A 13,881-nucleotide genomic window follows, 5' to 3' on the forward strand; every position below is an offset into this window, starting at 1 on the left:
ACGGATAGATATCTCATGGCTGAAGTTACCCTCACCAATACCCGCAAATCCTACGGCAATGTCGATATCATACACGGTATTGATCTTGATATTGAGGATGGTCAGTTCGTCGTTCTGGTTGGCCCGTCCGGTTGCGGGAAATCAACCCTTTTGCGCATGGTGGCGGGGCTGGAGACAATCTCCTCCGGCGAGGTTGCCATTGGAGGGCGTGTCGTCAATGACATCGATCCGAAAGACAGGGACATCGCGATGGTTTTCCAGAACTATGCACTGTACCCGCACATGACTGTCGCCACCAATATGGGCTTTTCGTTGGAGCACCGAGGCACCAGCAAGTCCGAAATATCGGAACGGGTCAATTGGGCGGCAGGCATACTTGGCCTGACACCATTGCTTGACCGCTATCCGCGCCAGCTGTCGGGTGGACAGCGTCAGCGTGTAGCAATGGGAAGAGCTATCGTGCGAAGCCCGCAGGTGTTCCTGTTTGATGAACCGCTGTCAAATCTCGACGCAAAGTTGCGCGTGGTCATGCGCGGCGAAATTAAAGCGCTGCACGACAAACTGAGAACCACCATGATCTACGTTACCCATGATCAGGTGGAGGCCATGACGATGGCTGATAAAATCGTGGTTTTGAACGCCGGTCGGATAGAACAATCAGGCACGCCTTTGGAGCTATATGATCGTCCGGCAAACAGGTTCGTAGCGGGATTCATCGGCTCACCCGCAATGAACTTCATCTCCGGAAAAGTGCATGCGGATGGTCTCGCCGTTTCCGGCATCACCATACCTCTTCCGGAAAAAGCAAAAAAATATATCGGCGACGATGTGACAGTCGGGATCAGGCCCGAACACCTTACGGTTGAAGAAGGCGGCCTTGCGGCACAAGTTCTGCTGGTCGAGCCAATGGGGCATGAAACCCAGATCACCGTTCAACTCGCGGATAATCCCATAACAGGATTGTTCCGTGAGCGGTTGGCATTGCAAGCCGGTTCCGGTGTCAAAATCGGGTTCAAAACAGAAGCGCTGCATATGTTTTCAGCGAAAGACGGTCATCGTTTGGAATGATTGATTGTCGCATGAAGTAGGTACTGCCGGCCGATCTGATGGCGCACTTGCGTCAAGCCGAGAAGGCAATTGGCAGAAACCCGAAAAACACTCGTAAAAACACGATCTGCTCAGCGCTGATGAGGTTAGCGGCCGATTCATGTAGATGAAATTTCATCCCCATATCGGGCCAAGCAAGATGAAAGCGGCGTATATTGGTATCATGATGCATCCCGCAACTTGGCCGCGACCGAAAAAACTCGTAAACACGTTGCTGGATTTTCGCACTCGAACAGAATGAGTGCGTCAAATGGATGTTATGTAAGCGACCAGTGAGAAGGGTATCCATGCGCGAGCGCTGGTCAATGAAAGATGCCCGAAAGCCCTCGGATGCACCAACGCTATCTGTTGGTTTCATTCTCGCGCGCCGCTTCACGTTAAATGCATTTGCCAATTTTATTGATGTTCTGAGGCTGGCGGCCGATGAGGGGGATCGTAGCCGCCCGATCCGCTGCGAGTGGAGTGTCCTGTCGCATTCCATGCATCCCCTTGCCTCCAGCAGCGGTGTGATGGTTGAACCCAATGAGCGACTGGGGGACCCGGGCAAGTTTGATTACATCGCAGTCGTGGGCGGGATTATTGGCGAAATCCACAATCTTGATCCCGAATATGTACGTTATCTCCAGCGGGCTGCGGCATTGAAAGTGCCGCTTATCGGTGTCTGTACTGGCGCATTCATTTTGCATCACGCCGGGCTGATGGATGGTTATCGCTGTTGCGTCAGCTGGTTTCACCATGCAGATTTTCTGGAGCAGTTCGATGGCCTCCAGCCTGTTTCGGACCAGATATTCATCGTTGATCGTGATCGCCTGACCTGTCCGGGTGGAGCAAGTTCTGCGCATCTGGCAGCCTTTCTTGTTGAGCGACATATTGGCAGGAAGCCAGCCACCAAGAGCTTGCGCATAATGATGATTAACGAAGCCGAGGTGGAAGAGACGCCTCAGCCAAGCCCAGTGCTTGATTTGAGCACGAACGATGTTCTTGTTCGCAAAGCATTGCTTTTGGCCCAGCAGAGCCTCGATTCACCGATCTCTGTTGATCAGATCGCCAAGCATCTGGGTGTCACCAAGCGGCGGCTTGAAAGGCATTTCAGGCGCGCCTTGGGGAACTCGCCGCAGGCGGCTTTCATAGACATGCGATTATCGCTGGCGAGACAGCTGATCCAGAACACCGACAAATCTTTCACAACTATCGCGATAGAATGTGGCTTCGCTGACTCTTCGCATTTCAGCAGGATGTTTCGCCGCCGTTTTGCCAGCACTCCGCGGGAATTCCGCAAATCGAACCCACGATCCGCACATCTCTAGGCTCATTTGTGCCCTATGGGGATATCCTGCAGAGCGCGCAAATGCGGGCTGCCTTATTGGTTAATTTCCGTTAACTATAAAGTTCTTGACGCGACTCGTATATTTCAGCACCTTGGTTACGGTTTTGAGGGGTTTGCGGCAAAATAAACGTTACCAAGCTTTCGCAGTGTTAGTGCCGGCTTACAACGTTATTTCTCTGTCTGGCGTTACCCCTTTGGTTTTTATGTCGAATCGGCGCATGTTGCTTGTGCGCCGACAGACAATCTAACGAGCGCACAGGATATCGACTTGACTATGATGCACGCAGCACAGGCAAATCAACCGAGCACGTCTTTGGCGGCTGATGTCTCTTTGCCTGTTGCCTTGCCGGCAGACAGAGCCATTGCTGCGGATGCGGAAATGCTTTCGGCGCAGCTTCAGGCCATGCGAAACCGGCTGTTTCCGCCTACAGCTCTAAAGACCTTGCGCAAATTCACCAGCGGCGAGGCTGCAAAGCTTATTGGCGTATCCGATGGCTATCTGCGTCAGCTTTCGATTGCAGGCGAGGGACCACAGCCGGAGACAGGTAGCGGTGGACGCAGACTTTACACACTGGCCGAGATAAACGCATTGCGCCGTCATCTGGCCGAAGCCGGTGGCGCAAAAGCGAAGACTTATCTGCCGCATCGCGATCCCTCTGCCGAAGAACACATGCAGGTTATCGCCGTAACCAATTTCAAGGGTGGCTCAGGCAAAACCACGACAAGCGCGCACCTTGCGCAGCATCTGGCAATGTCGGGTTTTCGTGTCCTTGCCGTCGATCTTGATCCGCAGGCCTCCATGTCGGCACTGTTCGGCTACCAGCCAGAGCTGGATCTGACAGGCAATGACACACTTTACGGTGCGATCCGCTATGATGGCGAACGTCGTCCTCTACGCGATATAATCTGCAAGACCTATTTTGATGGTCTTGACCTCATTCCCGGCAATCTGGAGTTACAGGAATTCGAGCATACGACGCCGCAAATGCTGGCGGACCGGCAACATGGCGCAGCGCAAACTGTTGAGCAGCAATTGTTCTTCGCCCGCGTTCAGGCCGCACTCGATACTGTGTCCGATGATTACGATGTTGTTGTCATCGATTGCCCGCCGCAGCTCGGCTTTCTGACCTTGTCGGCCCTTTGCGCCGCAACATCGGTGCTAGTGACAGTTCACCCGCAAATGCTCGATGTCGCTTCGATGAGCCAGTTTCTGTTCATGACAGCTGACCTGCTCGCGGTTGTGCGTGAGGCTGGCGGCGAACTCAATTTTGATTTCATGCGCTACCTGATTACGCGTTTTGAGCCGAATGATGCCCCGCAGCAGCAAATTGCAGGTTTTCTCCGCTCGCTCTTTGGAGATCGGGTGCTCACCTCATCAGTGGTGAAGTCGACGGCTTTTTCTGATGCGGGGCTCACCAAGCAAACGCTTTATGAAGTATCCCGTGACAGCTTCACCCGCGCGACCTACGACCGCGCAATTGAATCGCTGACTTCCGTCAATTCCGAAATCCAGAGCCTCATATACAAGGCCTGGAAACGGCCGGTGTGAGGGATGCGATGATGACTGGCAATAACCGCAGGGATCAGCTCAAGGCACTGTTCGGAACCGTGGAAAGCATACCAGCGCCCGAGCCAAAACCTGCCGAACCCCAATCTGCTCCGAACATTGCAAGCGAGGCGCAGAAACCGCGCGCTGCATCGGGTGCGGTAAAGGCCATGGGGCTTTCGCTGGGTGGCATGTCCCGCGAGATTGAGGACGCTCGCCGCCTGAAGGAAAGCCTTGAAGGTGTGGAGCGTGTCGTTGAGCTTGATCCCGGACTGGTTGAGACCTCTTTTGTAGAGGATCGTCTCAGCCATGCGGCCGGATTGGATGAGGATTTCGAAAATCTCGTTGAGAGTATCAAGCAGAATGGTCAACAGGTGCCCGTTCTTGTGCGACCGCATCCGGAAAGACCCGGTCATTATCAGACAGCTTACGGCCATCGCCGGTTACGTGCAGCACAGCGAATTGGCAAGCCAGTGCAGGCGATTGTCCGCGAGCTCAGCGATGTTCAGCTGGTTCTTGCTCAGGGCAAGGAAAATACGGAACGCCGCGACCTTTCCTTTATCGAACGCGCATTCTTCGCGCGAAATCTGGTAGAGCGCGGCTTTGAGCGTGGACTTGTTCAGGATGCACTGTCGATCGACAAGGCAGAGATGACACGCTTCCTGCAAGTTGCGGCCGCGGTTCCTTATCCCATCGTGCGGGCGATTGGCCCCGCACCGAAGATTGGCCGGCCGCGCTGGGTCAGATTTGCCGAGCTGCTTAAATCCGGTGAAGCCCAGGCCATTGCACTGAATGAGGTAACGCTGGAACCTTTCAGCACCGCAGACAGCAATACACGCTTCAACCGCATCTTCGAAAGATTGCTCAAGCGTGTGGAGCCTGTTGCACTGCCAACGCGCAATACAATGCCTGCCGTGGATAGAAAAATCGCAGACACTGGAGCAATTGCGCGTCTGAATTCAGATGGAGCAAGGCAGGTTCTGACCTTCGCCGACCATATTTCGCAAGGGTTTGCAGCATTCGTAGCGGACGAGCTTGAAGCACTGCTCGCCCGTTACAACAGCCGGACAAGTGACAAATAGCGTGGTGACTTATCCACATGATCACAAAGCCGGTTAGTGTGTGAGTAAGCGTTGAGTTAGCCGGTTCGTCGAGAACCGTTTCAAAGGACAAAAGAGAAGGAAATAACGGCAAGAAAAAAGGCCCCCAGAACGTTACCGCCCCGGAAGCCCTCTTCAATGTAGCAATTTTAGAGAATCACTTCCACCCTGACTTGTCAAGAGTCGGACGCGTTCCGGCACACCTTTTCATTGCCTCAAATTGAGGTGAAGGAACATGACTGATCGTTTTGCAACGTCGCCATTTGGCGGGCGATCGCTGTCGCACGCCATATTTGCGGCGCAGGAAAAGACAGCAAGAGCGCGAAAAAAGCTGAATGAAACTGGTGGAGATCAACCGGAAAAATGGTCTCTATTGCGCTCGCTAACCGAGGCACGCGCAGCGTTTTTCCTATCCGACCGTACAATTGCGGTGCTGGAAGCTCTACTCAGCTTCTATCCGGATACGTTACTCGACGGTAGTGCGCCGCTTATCGTTTTCCCATCAAATGCTGAGCTATCATTGCGCACGCGGGGCATGTCGTCCGCGACAATTCGCCGGCATCTGGCGGCGTTAGTTGAAACGGGTTTGATCATTCGTCGTGATAGCCCGAATGGCAAGCGTTACGCCCGCCGGGGAGAGACCGGGGAGATTGAGCACGCGTTCGGCTTTGATCTGTCACCCTTGGCGCTGCGCGCTGATGAAATTGAAGCGCATGCCATCCAGGCGCGTGATTTAGCACGGGCCATTCACCGCGTGCGCAGCGAGATCACTATTCATCTGCGGGATGTATCCAAAACCATTGATGCGGGCCTTAGTGAAGAGCGTGCAGGTGACTGGAGCGGATATGCGGATGAGCTAGCAGCGCTGTCGGGGCGGGTCAGCAGGCATCTGCCACTCGCTACCCTTCGGAGCAGATGTGATGCATTGTCGATCCTTCGGGTTAAGGTGGAAAAAGCATATCTGGACACACTTTCAGACAATGAAATGAGCGGCACTGACTCCATTTTTGAGCGCCATATTCAGAATTCAAATATAGACCCCAATTTTGAAAGGGCCCAAGAAAAGGGCCAGAGGCAAAATGGCGAAACCAAACCTGCCACGACGACACCTGGTCGTACTGCAGCGATGACTAAACTTCGCCAAAGGTTGGATACGGCCCGCCGAAATGTGAAATCTGCTGGCGCTGCCGAGGATTGGCCCAAGCTGGAAACGAAATCTATTCCCATGCCGCTTGATGCGGTTCTGGCGGCTTGCCCGCAAATTCGGGATTATACTCGAGGCGGCATTCACGATTGGAAGGATTTGATGCAAGCGGCAGGAGTAGTCCGCTCAATGCTGGGAGTTTCGCCGGATGCCTGGGAAAGGGCCCGGGATACAATGGGGGATATCAATGCGTCGATTACGATCGCTGCTATTTTGGAACGTGTTAGCGATATCCGGTCACCCGGCGGATATTTACGTGCTCTTACTGATCGTGCCGAGATTGGACAGTATTCCGTCATTCCCGTCATCAAGGCATTGAACGGGGAGGGGCGGGCTTGATGTGGCTGGCTTTCGAACCACGTGTGGCGGCAATGAAATCAGCAACCACACGTGGTGATAATTCATTGATCTACGTCATGAGATGGTTACCGATCCGGCAATCGAATAAAACCGGCCGCCTTATCGCGAGCATTTCTCCTATTGCCTCGTCAAGATCGTCTGGCTCGTCGCATCGAATGCCGACCGCCCCGAACGCTTCTGCCAATTTTAAAAAATCGGGCAGGGCGTTCGAGTAAGAGTGACCGTCAAATCCCATACGCCCATTGTTCAGTATGAAAACCTTGATCGGGGCATCGTACTGAATGGCGGTTGAGAGTTCCTTCATTGTCGTCTGAACTGATGACGCATCGGCGATGTCGATGACAAGATTTTCGGGATAGGCGATTTGCATGCCTATCGCAGCTGGCAGACCATATCCCATTGTACCGAAACCGCTTGGCACGATCCAGCGATCGGAATCAATGAACCGGGCAGGTCCACCGCTGTGCAGATTCATATCTGCAGCTATATAGGGTCTATGATCGCGGGTCAGTTCGAAGAGCCGGTCGAGCGCATATCGCTGTCCAATCGTCGCGTCATCTGTTGCCCGATGCATTGTAACCGACGGCGGCCAATGCAGAGCAGTTTGCCGTGGCTTTACGCCAGCCGCAGCGGGGTAAATATAATGCTCCGGAAAGGCAATCGCGGAGGGCCCAGTGTAATATGCAGTCTGAACAAGAATGTCTTTGGGCACGTCGACGAGCACCGGCCCGGGTCGACCAGATTGTGCCAACTGGAAGGCTCGGTGAATTGTCGCCGCCAACTCATTTACCTCCGTTACCAGCCAGCTATGCTTGGTACATGGCCGCGTGATACCGACAGTATCGCACTCCTGAAATGCATCGGTGCCAATCAGTCCGGTTGCCACCTGTCCGGAAAGACATAGCAGAGGCACGGCATCCATCATTGCGTTTTGAAGCGGCGTGACAGCATTCGTCGCTCCGGGCCCGGACGTTACCAGCATGACACCAACTTTCCCCGTAGAACGGGCATAGCCTTCGGCGGCATGACCGGCACCCTGCTCATGGCGCACCAGTATGTGCCTGATATCTGTTTGCTGGAAAAGCTCGTCGTAGATGGGTAGCACTGCTGCACCCGGATAACCGAAAATATGTTCTACGCCATTGTCGCGCAATGCTTGCAGAACGATCTCTGCTCCAGTCATTTCAGGGCGCGCGGATTTTTTAGTATACTTGCCTGTCATGGCAGTTCCTTTGTGCAATGATTGTGTGGATGGTTGTGACAGGGCGGACCGGCGACTAAATTCCGGGCATAAAAAAAGCCCCGTCAGGAGCCTGTTTGCCGCGCATGGGTGCTAATGCCGGATGGTCAAACCATCCTGCCCATGCGCGATCCCACCACCAGAACAACCATTGCAGCTTTCATGACCGGATTCAGTAACCGGAATTGATTGTCCCGTCAACGCTGGAGCTAGAGAGCAAGAAAAAAGGGCGCCGAAGCGCCCCATTCCCTCAATCAGTTGAAGTTCCGATCAACGTGATGTGAGATCGTCCGGCAATTCGCGATGCTGATACTTGCGGAATACTTCGCGCAGCGTGCCATTGTCAAAATTGGTTTTTACCCAGGTGTTGAGCCAATCCTGCAATGGCTTTTCGCCCTTCGGCAGGGCGATACCGAGATTGGTTTCCGCCTGTGTGAATTTCACTTCCAGTGGTTCTTTGCCTGCACGCTTGGCATTGATGCCGCCAAGAACTGCTGACTGGCTTGAGATAATGTCGAGCTGGCCGGTGACTGCCGCAGTGATAAGCGTTGCATCGTCCTCAAAGCGAACGATCTGTGCGCCGGGAGCATTCTTCGTGATGTCCATGTCGTTTGTCGTGGCACGAGTAACGCCAATACGTTTGCCTGCAAGATCGGCATAGTTCTTTATCGCGATTTCCTTTGGCGCGATGACGATAATGCTGAGCGTTGCATATGGAACCGTATAGTCGACAGCCTTCTTGCGCTCTTCGGTGATACCAAGTGCCGAGACGAGAATGTCGGCTTTACCGGTCTGGATTGTAGGGACGCGCGCAGCATTGGTGATTTCGATCAGGTCGAGATCAACGCCAAGATCCTTGGCAATCAACTTTGCGGTTTCAACATCAGAACCGGTAGGCTTCAGGTTTTCGTCAACATAGGAATATTGCGGAATGCCCATGGCAACGGCGATGCGAACCTTGCCCGCCTTCTTGATGTTCTCCAGCGAATCCGCGTGAGCCGCAGATGCCAGCATGAGCAGGGCCGCGCTTGCGGCTATGCCGAATTTGGTAAGCAGTTTCATTATTCTCTCTCCCGTTTTTGATTATGAGGTTCGTTTTGTCAGAGATCGTTCGCCAGAAAATCTTTCAATTCCTGCGTTTGCGGTCGAACGAGCATTTCTCCTGTCCCGGTCTCCCAGACCCGGCCGGTATTCATATAGATGACGCGATTTGCGACTTTGCGGGCAAAAGCCATTTCGTGCGTCACGACGATCATGGTCATGCCGCCCTTTGCAAGATCTTCCATGACGCGCAAAACTTCACCCGTCAGCTGCGGGTCAAGCGCGGAGGTCACCTCGTCGAAAAGCATGACTTTTGGTTGCATCGCCAATGAGCGGGCAATTGCAACGCGCTGCTGCTGGCCGCCGGATAATTGCTCAGGATAGGCATCGATCTTCTGCAGCAGGCCGACCTTCGAAAGAACAGCTTTAGCGGTTTCCATTGCTTCGCCGCGTCCGATGTTTTTAACGCGGCGCAACGCCAGCATGATGTTCTCGGCAACATTCATATGAGGAAACAGATTGTAACTCTGGAACACCATGCCGACATCCTGCCGCAACGCGCGAATATCAAGATTGGGCGAATCAACCTGATGCCCGCACACTTCAATCGTGCCGCCCTGGATGGTTTCAAGCCGGTTGATGCAGCGAAGGGCCGTGCTTTTACCGGAACCCGACTGCCCGATCAGCGCCACGACTTCGCCGGCTTCGATTTCGAAGGAAACACCCTTGAGCACTTCGATATTACCGAAGCGTTTGATGACTTCGTTGAGCTTAACGGCGGCCGACATTCAATTTCCTCTCAAGCGAACGGCTCCAGACCGAAAGCGGGTAACAAACGCAGAAGTAAAATGCGGCTGCTATGCCGAAAACGAGAAACGGCTGGAAAAGCGAATTATTGATAACCTGCGCTGCCCGCGTCAGCTCAACGAAGCCGACAACCGATGCTAGCGAGGTGTTTTTGATAAGCTGCACCATGAAACCGACTGTTGGCGGTGTCGCAATGCGCAACGCTTGAGGCAGGATCACGTCTTTCAGTGTTTGCCAGCGGGTGAGGGCAAGACATTCAGCCGCTTCGAACTGTGTGCGCGGGACGGATTCGACGCAGCCACGCCATATTTCGCCGAGATAGGCGCTGGAATAGATCATCATTCCAAGGCCAGCGGCGGCGAGTGGTGGTACTTCAATGCCGACAACACCAAGGCCGAAATAGATGACGAACATCAGGATCAGCAACGGCATGCCTTGGATAAACTGGACATAAAAAAGCGAAACACGTCGTAGCCAGCGCATGGTTGATGTGCGCGCAAGCATGACGAAAAACCCGGCAACGCCGCCCAGCAGAAACGCGAGTGCTGAAAGTATGACTGTCCAAAGTAAGCCATTGAGCAGATAGACCAGATGATTTGTGGTGAAGCCGCCTGTCATGTTCTCATCCTCACAAAGGTGTGCCGAGACGGCGGCGGCGCGGGAAAATTCCAAGCGCGATGAGATGAAAACCCGCACGCAGCAGATAAGTGATTGCGAGATAGAGCAGGGCGATAACGATGTAGGTTTCGAAAGACCGGAAAGTGTATGACTGGATGTTATTGGCGACGCCGGTCAGTTCTTCTGCGGAGATCTGCGATGTAATGGACGTGGACAGCATCATCAGAATGAACTGGCTGGTAAGCGCCGGGTAGACCCGCTCGATTGCGGGCATAAGGATGATTTCACGATAGATTTGGAAGCGCGAGAGTCCGAGAGCTTCCGCTGCCTCGATCTGGCTTGGGTGAACGGCTTCCATTCCGGCCCGTACGATTTCCGCCGTATAGGCCCCTACATTTATCACCATGGCAAAGACGGCGGCAAAGAAAACCGGCATGGTAATGCCGATTGAGGACAGGCCGAAGAAAATGAAGAATATTTGCACTATGAAAGGCGTGTTGCGCACGATTTCGATGTAGATGCCGACCACCAGACGCAGCCAGGCATAGGCGCTGCGTCGCGCAACTGCACACAGCACGCCGATAACCAGTCCGATAGCCACAGCGACCACAGTCATTTCGATTGTGGTAATCGCTCCCGCAACGAAGTCCCGCCAATAGGGCAAAAGTGCCGCAAAATCGAATTGGTAATTCATGGCTTACCTATTGTAACTATGCGCTTACGTTTTCTCATCGCGCCAGCCAGCCACCATCAACCGGCAAAACTGTTCCATGCACATAATCGGAAGCTTTCGAGGCAAGGAATACCGCCGCGCCGCCAATATCGGATGGTTCACCCCAACGCGCAGCTGGAATTCGCGCCAGAATTTGCGCGCTCCGGTCCTGGTCCTCGCGTAAAGCCGTCGTGTTGTTGGTGACGAAATAGCCCGGTGCTATGGCGTTTACATTGATGCCTTTAGCAGCCCATTCACAGGCAAGCAGACGCGTAATTCCTGCAAGTCCACTCTTCGAAGCCGTATAGGACGGGATGCGGATGCCACCCTGAAACGACAGGAGCGAAGCAATATTGATGATCTTGCCATGCCCTTGGCTGATCATATGCCGCCCTGCAGCCTGTGACAGGAAAAATGCCGATTTGAGATTGGTGTCGATAACGGCATCCCAATCTTCTTCGGTAAAATCAACGGCATCATTACGCCGGATTATCCCTGCATTATTGACGAGAATATCCAGTTGACCCAATGATTTGAGTGTTTCATCGATGATCGTTCCAACAGGTTTTATCGTAGCCAGATCGGCCTTGATCTCGATAAAACGAACGCCCGCCGCCTCTACCAGCTGTCGGGTTTCATGCATGGAGGAACGCCCCACTGCTGCAATTGATGCGCCAGCTTGGGCAAGAGCGAGGGCTATGCCCTGACCAATTCCGGTGTTGGCGCCGGTAACAATTGCCACCTTGTTGTGAAGATCAAAAAGATTGCTCATCGCAATACACTCATTGGTACGTGGTCCATATCCGTGAAACTCTTGTTGTCGCCGCCCATGGCCCAGATGAATGCATAGTTGGCCGTGCCAACACCCGAATGAATTGACCAGCCGGGTGAAAGGATCGCTTGTTCATTGGCAACAATCATATGCCGCGTCTGGGTGGGTTCACCCATCATGTGAAATATGCGGGTGTCCGTGGCGAGATCAAAATAGAGATAGGCTTCCGAACGCCGGTCGTGCGTATGGCAGGGCATGGTGTTCCACATATTGCCAGGCTCAAGCTGGGTCATCCCCATGACAAGTTGGCAGCTTTCGCAGACATCAGGATGGATATACTGCAAGAGCGTACGCTTGTTGGCGGTAAGCTGATCGCCAAGTATAACCTTGTTGGCCTGTTCGGGCTTTATGAGAACGCTGGGATGGGCTGCATGCGCCGGGGTAGACAGCAGATAGAACTTTGCCGGATTCGCCGTATCGATACTTTCGAATACCACATTGACTACACCCTTGCCGACATAGAGACAGTCACGGGCGGCAAGCTCATGCACTGTGCCATCGAGAGAAACTCTACCCGGGCCGCCAATGTTGAAAACGCCCAGTTCGCGTTGCGCCAGAAAGAAATCCTGTCCGACAGGGGTGGGAGCTGTAAGCGTCAAAGGTTTTGATGCAGGAACTGCCCCACCAATGATCAGCCGGTCTATATGGCTGTAGGTTAGAGTAATCTCATTGGCTTCGAACAGATTTTCCAGCAGGAAATGATGGCGCAATTCGTCGGTGTCGAACCTACGGACCGCATCCGGGTGGCAAACCTGTCTTACTTCAATCTTCATTTCAAACCCTTGCATGTCTGTGTTTTGCCGCGCTGCAGGCGGTCAGTAATCATCGATAAAGAATGCCGGATCGACATTTGCCGTATCCTTCACCTCACTCAGCATTTGCCCGAGATGGAAGCCCATTGCCTCGGTTGCATGAGCAATATCGTGCCGCCTTATTCCGTCCAGAATGGCTTCATGTTCGCCAATGACCCGCGTGAGGCGGCCGCTCAGCGGCAGAGTCAGGCGCCGGTAACGGTCAATCTGCATTTTGACCTGCTGGATCACGTTCCAGATGCCGGGAAATCCGGCAATTGAGTTGATCGAGAGATGGAAATCTGTATCCGCAGCGTGAAAACGTTCATTGTCGCCGGAGGTTTCCGCAGCCACGAGATCGGCAATTGTGCGCTCAAGCCGGGCAATATCTGCCGCATTGGACTGTTCTGCAGCAAGCTTTACCGTGGTTTCTTCGAGCGATTTGCGAATGAGGATCGCTTCGTAAAGCGCTCGCCGCGGAATGCGTGAAACGAAGGTTCCAGATTGCGGGAATATATCGATGAGTCCGTCATCGGCGAGACGCAAAACCGCTTGATGGACAGGCGTACGGCTTACGCCGAACTGGGCAGCGATTTCCTTCTCGAGAATGGGTTCCATCGGCTTGCGGCGCAATGAAATGATGTCGTCGAGCAGCTGCTTGTAAATATGGGTTGCAGCGCGCGGCGTGGCAGCCCGCTGTTGAACATAATCCGTGCTGGACGTGGCAAGAGGGTGTGCCCGGTCGCGCTTTCGTTCGGAGGGAAGGGCTGGATTATCGATCATTGTCAGCTGAATTCACCCGCATAGGCGGCCTCGAACAGCACAAATAAGGGATTTTCATATGGCAAAACTACCTCCTCCCAAAGGATTTGAAATATAAATATTCTAATATTTCAGTTTTGACAAGACTCGATTTTGCAATAAATTGGCGTGACGGGGCTGGAGGAAAATTTGTTGCAATTATGCGTTGCACGGTTTACGCATATACACCGAACCAATTAGATTGTGGCCGGTTGTATCTGTTTTAAGAATGCAACTTCAGGCCGTCACGAATACCTGAATTTATTAGCTTGCGCGAGATTTCGATAAGAACGGGCAGTTCTTTGAAATATTAATACAATACTCAGTTGGTATCAGTGCCTTCAGGCGCATAACCAGTAAAACATTAGACTATCAGGATTGCCCCGCAGTTTTAC

The 13,881-nt window shown here is 53.3% G+C and carries 13 protein-coding genes and 1 pseudogene; 5 read left to right on the top strand and 9 right to left on the bottom strand.

The genetic code is table 11. The features are described 5' to 3' along the window. Positions 1 to 15: 15 nt before the first annotated feature. The 5 genes from ugpC to repC all read left to right on the top strand — a co-directional run bounded on the left by ugpC (position 16) and on the right by repC (position 6,623). Positions 16 to 1,068 carry a sn-glycerol-3-phosphate ABC transporter ATP-binding protein UgpC gene (gene ugpC / locus PMI41_RS14900; protein WP_008126182.1) on the top strand — a complete coding sequence of 351 codons (1,053 nt, stop codon included), beginning with the start codon at positions 16 to 18 and terminating at the stop codon, positions 1,066 to 1,068. Between the two features lie 326 nt (positions 1,069 to 1,394). After that, positions 1,395 to 2,414 carry a GlxA family transcriptional regulator gene (locus tag PMI41_RS14905; RefSeq protein WP_008126184.1) on the top strand — a complete coding sequence of 340 codons (1,020 nt, stop codon included), beginning with the start codon at positions 1,395 to 1,397 and terminating at the stop codon, positions 2,412 to 2,414. Between the two features lie 294 nt (positions 2,415 to 2,708). Continuing rightward, positions 2,709 to 3,983, top strand: coding sequence for a plasmid partitioning protein RepA (gene repA, locus PMI41_RS14910; protein WP_008126186.1), 1,275 nt, complete (start codon positions 2,709 to 2,711; stop codon positions 3,981 to 3,983). A gap of 8 nt (positions 3,984 to 3,991) precedes the next feature. Beyond that, on the top strand, positions 3,992 to 5,062 hold the full coding sequence (gene repB, locus PMI41_RS14915; protein WP_008126188.1) for a plasmid partitioning protein RepB: 1,071 nt from the start codon (positions 3,992 to 3,994) through the stop codon (positions 5,060 to 5,062). 253 nt (positions 5,063 to 5,315) lie between these two features. Beyond that, a complete protein-coding gene (gene repC / locus PMI41_RS14920; protein WP_008126190.1) occupies positions 5,316 to 6,623 on the top strand; it encodes a plasmid replication protein RepC in 1,308 nt (435 codons plus the stop codon). Between the two features lie 70 nt (positions 6,624 to 6,693). On the opposite strand, the gene PMI41_RS25635 is transcribed toward repC, so the two are convergent. The 9 genes and pseudogenes from PMI41_RS25635 to PMI41_RS14960 form a co-directional block, all read right to left on the bottom strand. Beyond that, entirely contained in the window at positions 6,694 to 7,218 is a 525-nt protein-coding gene (locus tag PMI41_RS25635) for a thiamine pyrophosphate-dependent enzyme (RefSeq protein ID WP_348225806.1), read from the bottom strand. Positions 7,219 to 7,341: 123 nt separating this feature from the next. Next, positions 7,342 to 7,827, bottom strand: a pseudogene (locus PMI41_RS25640) (thiamine pyrophosphate-binding protein); the annotation flags it as partial. A 327-nt stretch (positions 7,828 to 8,154) separates the two neighbouring features. Continuing rightward, the gene (locus PMI41_RS14930; protein WP_008126194.1) at positions 8,155 to 8,946 is read right to left on the bottom strand and encodes a transporter substrate-binding domain-containing protein; all 792 of its coding nucleotides are present in this window, start codon (positions 8,944 to 8,946) and stop codon (positions 8,155 to 8,157) included. Between the two features lie 38 nt (positions 8,947 to 8,984). Next, positions 8,985 to 9,713, bottom strand: a complete 729-nt coding sequence (locus PMI41_RS14935) for an amino acid ABC transporter ATP-binding protein (protein WP_008126196.1) — start codon at positions 9,711 to 9,713, stop codon at positions 8,985 to 8,987. Next, positions 9,697 to 10,350: an amino acid ABC transporter permease gene (locus PMI41_RS14940; RefSeq protein WP_008126197.1), complete on the bottom strand. Its 654-nt coding sequence runs from the start codon at positions 10,348 to 10,350 to the stop codon at positions 9,697 to 9,699. Before PMI41_RS14940 ends, PMI41_RS14935 begins: the two co-directional genes overlap by 17 nt. 10 nt (positions 10,351 to 10,360) lie before the next feature. Then, the gene (locus tag PMI41_RS14945; protein WP_008126198.1) at positions 10,361 to 11,044 is read right to left on the bottom strand and encodes an amino acid ABC transporter permease; all 684 of its coding nucleotides are present in this window, start codon (positions 11,042 to 11,044) and stop codon (positions 10,361 to 10,363) included. A 34-nt stretch (positions 11,045 to 11,078) separates the two neighbouring features. Beyond that, positions 11,079 to 11,834 (bottom strand): 2-dehydro-3-deoxy-D-gluconate 5-dehydrogenase KduD, encoded by a 756-nt coding sequence (gene kduD / locus PMI41_RS14950; protein ID WP_008126199.1) that lies wholly within the window; start codon positions 11,832 to 11,834, stop codon positions 11,079 to 11,081. Then, positions 11,831 to 12,667: a 5-dehydro-4-deoxy-D-glucuronate isomerase gene (gene kduI / locus PMI41_RS14955; RefSeq protein ID WP_008126200.1), complete on the bottom strand. Its 837-nt coding sequence runs from the start codon at positions 12,665 to 12,667 to the stop codon at positions 11,831 to 11,833. The genes kduD and kduI overlap by 4 nt, the downstream gene beginning before the upstream one ends. A gap of 42 nt (positions 12,668 to 12,709) precedes the next feature. Next, positions 12,710 to 13,468 (bottom strand): GntR family transcriptional regulator, encoded by a 759-nt coding sequence (locus PMI41_RS14960; protein WP_008126202.1) that lies wholly within the window; start codon positions 13,466 to 13,468, stop codon positions 12,710 to 12,712. Between the last annotated feature and the right edge of the window lie 413 nt (positions 13,469 to 13,881).

It is taken from the genome of Phyllobacterium sp. YR531 (assembly GCF_000282595.1).
Lineage (GTDB): Bacteria > Pseudomonadota > Alphaproteobacteria > Rhizobiales > Rhizobiaceae > Phyllobacterium.

What these genes read in the sequence shown, in the direction of transcription:
- repC (WP_008126190.1), top strand. Translation starts at nt 5,316, where the DNA reads ATGACTGATCGTTTTGCAACGTCGCCATTTGGCGGGCGATCGCTGTCG.
- repA (WP_008126186.1), top strand. Translation starts at nt 2,709, where the DNA reads ATGATGCACGCAGCACAGGCAAATCAACCGAGCACGTCTTTGGCGGCT.
- PMI41_RS14960 (WP_008126202.1), bottom strand. Translation starts at nt 13,468, where the DNA reads ATGATCGATAATCCAGCCCTTCCCTCCGAACGAAAGCGCGACCGGGCA.
- PMI41_RS14935 (WP_008126196.1), bottom strand. Translation starts at nt 9,713, where the DNA reads ATGTCGGCCGCCGTTAAGCTCAACGAAGTCATCAAACGCTTCGGTAAT.
- PMI41_RS25635 (WP_348225806.1), bottom strand. Translation starts at nt 7,218, where the DNA reads ATGCATCGGGCAACAGATGACGCGACGATTGGACAGCGATATGCGCTC.
- kduI (WP_008126200.1), bottom strand. Translation starts at nt 12,667, where the DNA reads ATGAAGATTGAAGTAAGACAGGTTTGCCACCCGGATGCGGTCCGTAGG.
- ugpC (WP_008126182.1), top strand. Translation starts at nt 16, where the DNA reads ATGGCTGAAGTTACCCTCACCAATACCCGCAAATCCTACGGCAATGTC.
- kduD (WP_008126199.1), bottom strand. Translation starts at nt 11,834, where the DNA reads ATGAGCAATCTTTTTGATCTTCACAACAAGGTGGCAATTGTTACCGGC.
- PMI41_RS14940 (WP_008126197.1), bottom strand. Translation starts at nt 10,350, where the DNA reads ATGACAGGCGGCTTCACCACAAATCATCTGGTCTATCTGCTCAATGGC.
- repB (WP_008126188.1), top strand. Translation starts at nt 3,992, where the DNA reads ATGATGACTGGCAATAACCGCAGGGATCAGCTCAAGGCACTGTTCGGA.
- PMI41_RS14930 (WP_008126194.1), bottom strand. Translation starts at nt 8,946, where the DNA reads ATGAAACTGCTTACCAAATTCGGCATAGCCGCAAGCGCGGCCCTGCTC.
- PMI41_RS14945 (WP_008126198.1), bottom strand. Translation starts at nt 11,044, where the DNA reads ATGAATTACCAATTCGATTTTGCGGCACTTTTGCCCTATTGGCGGGAC.
- PMI41_RS14905 (WP_008126184.1), top strand. Translation starts at nt 1,395, where the DNA reads ATGCGCGAGCGCTGGTCAATGAAAGATGCCCGAAAGCCCTCGGATGCA.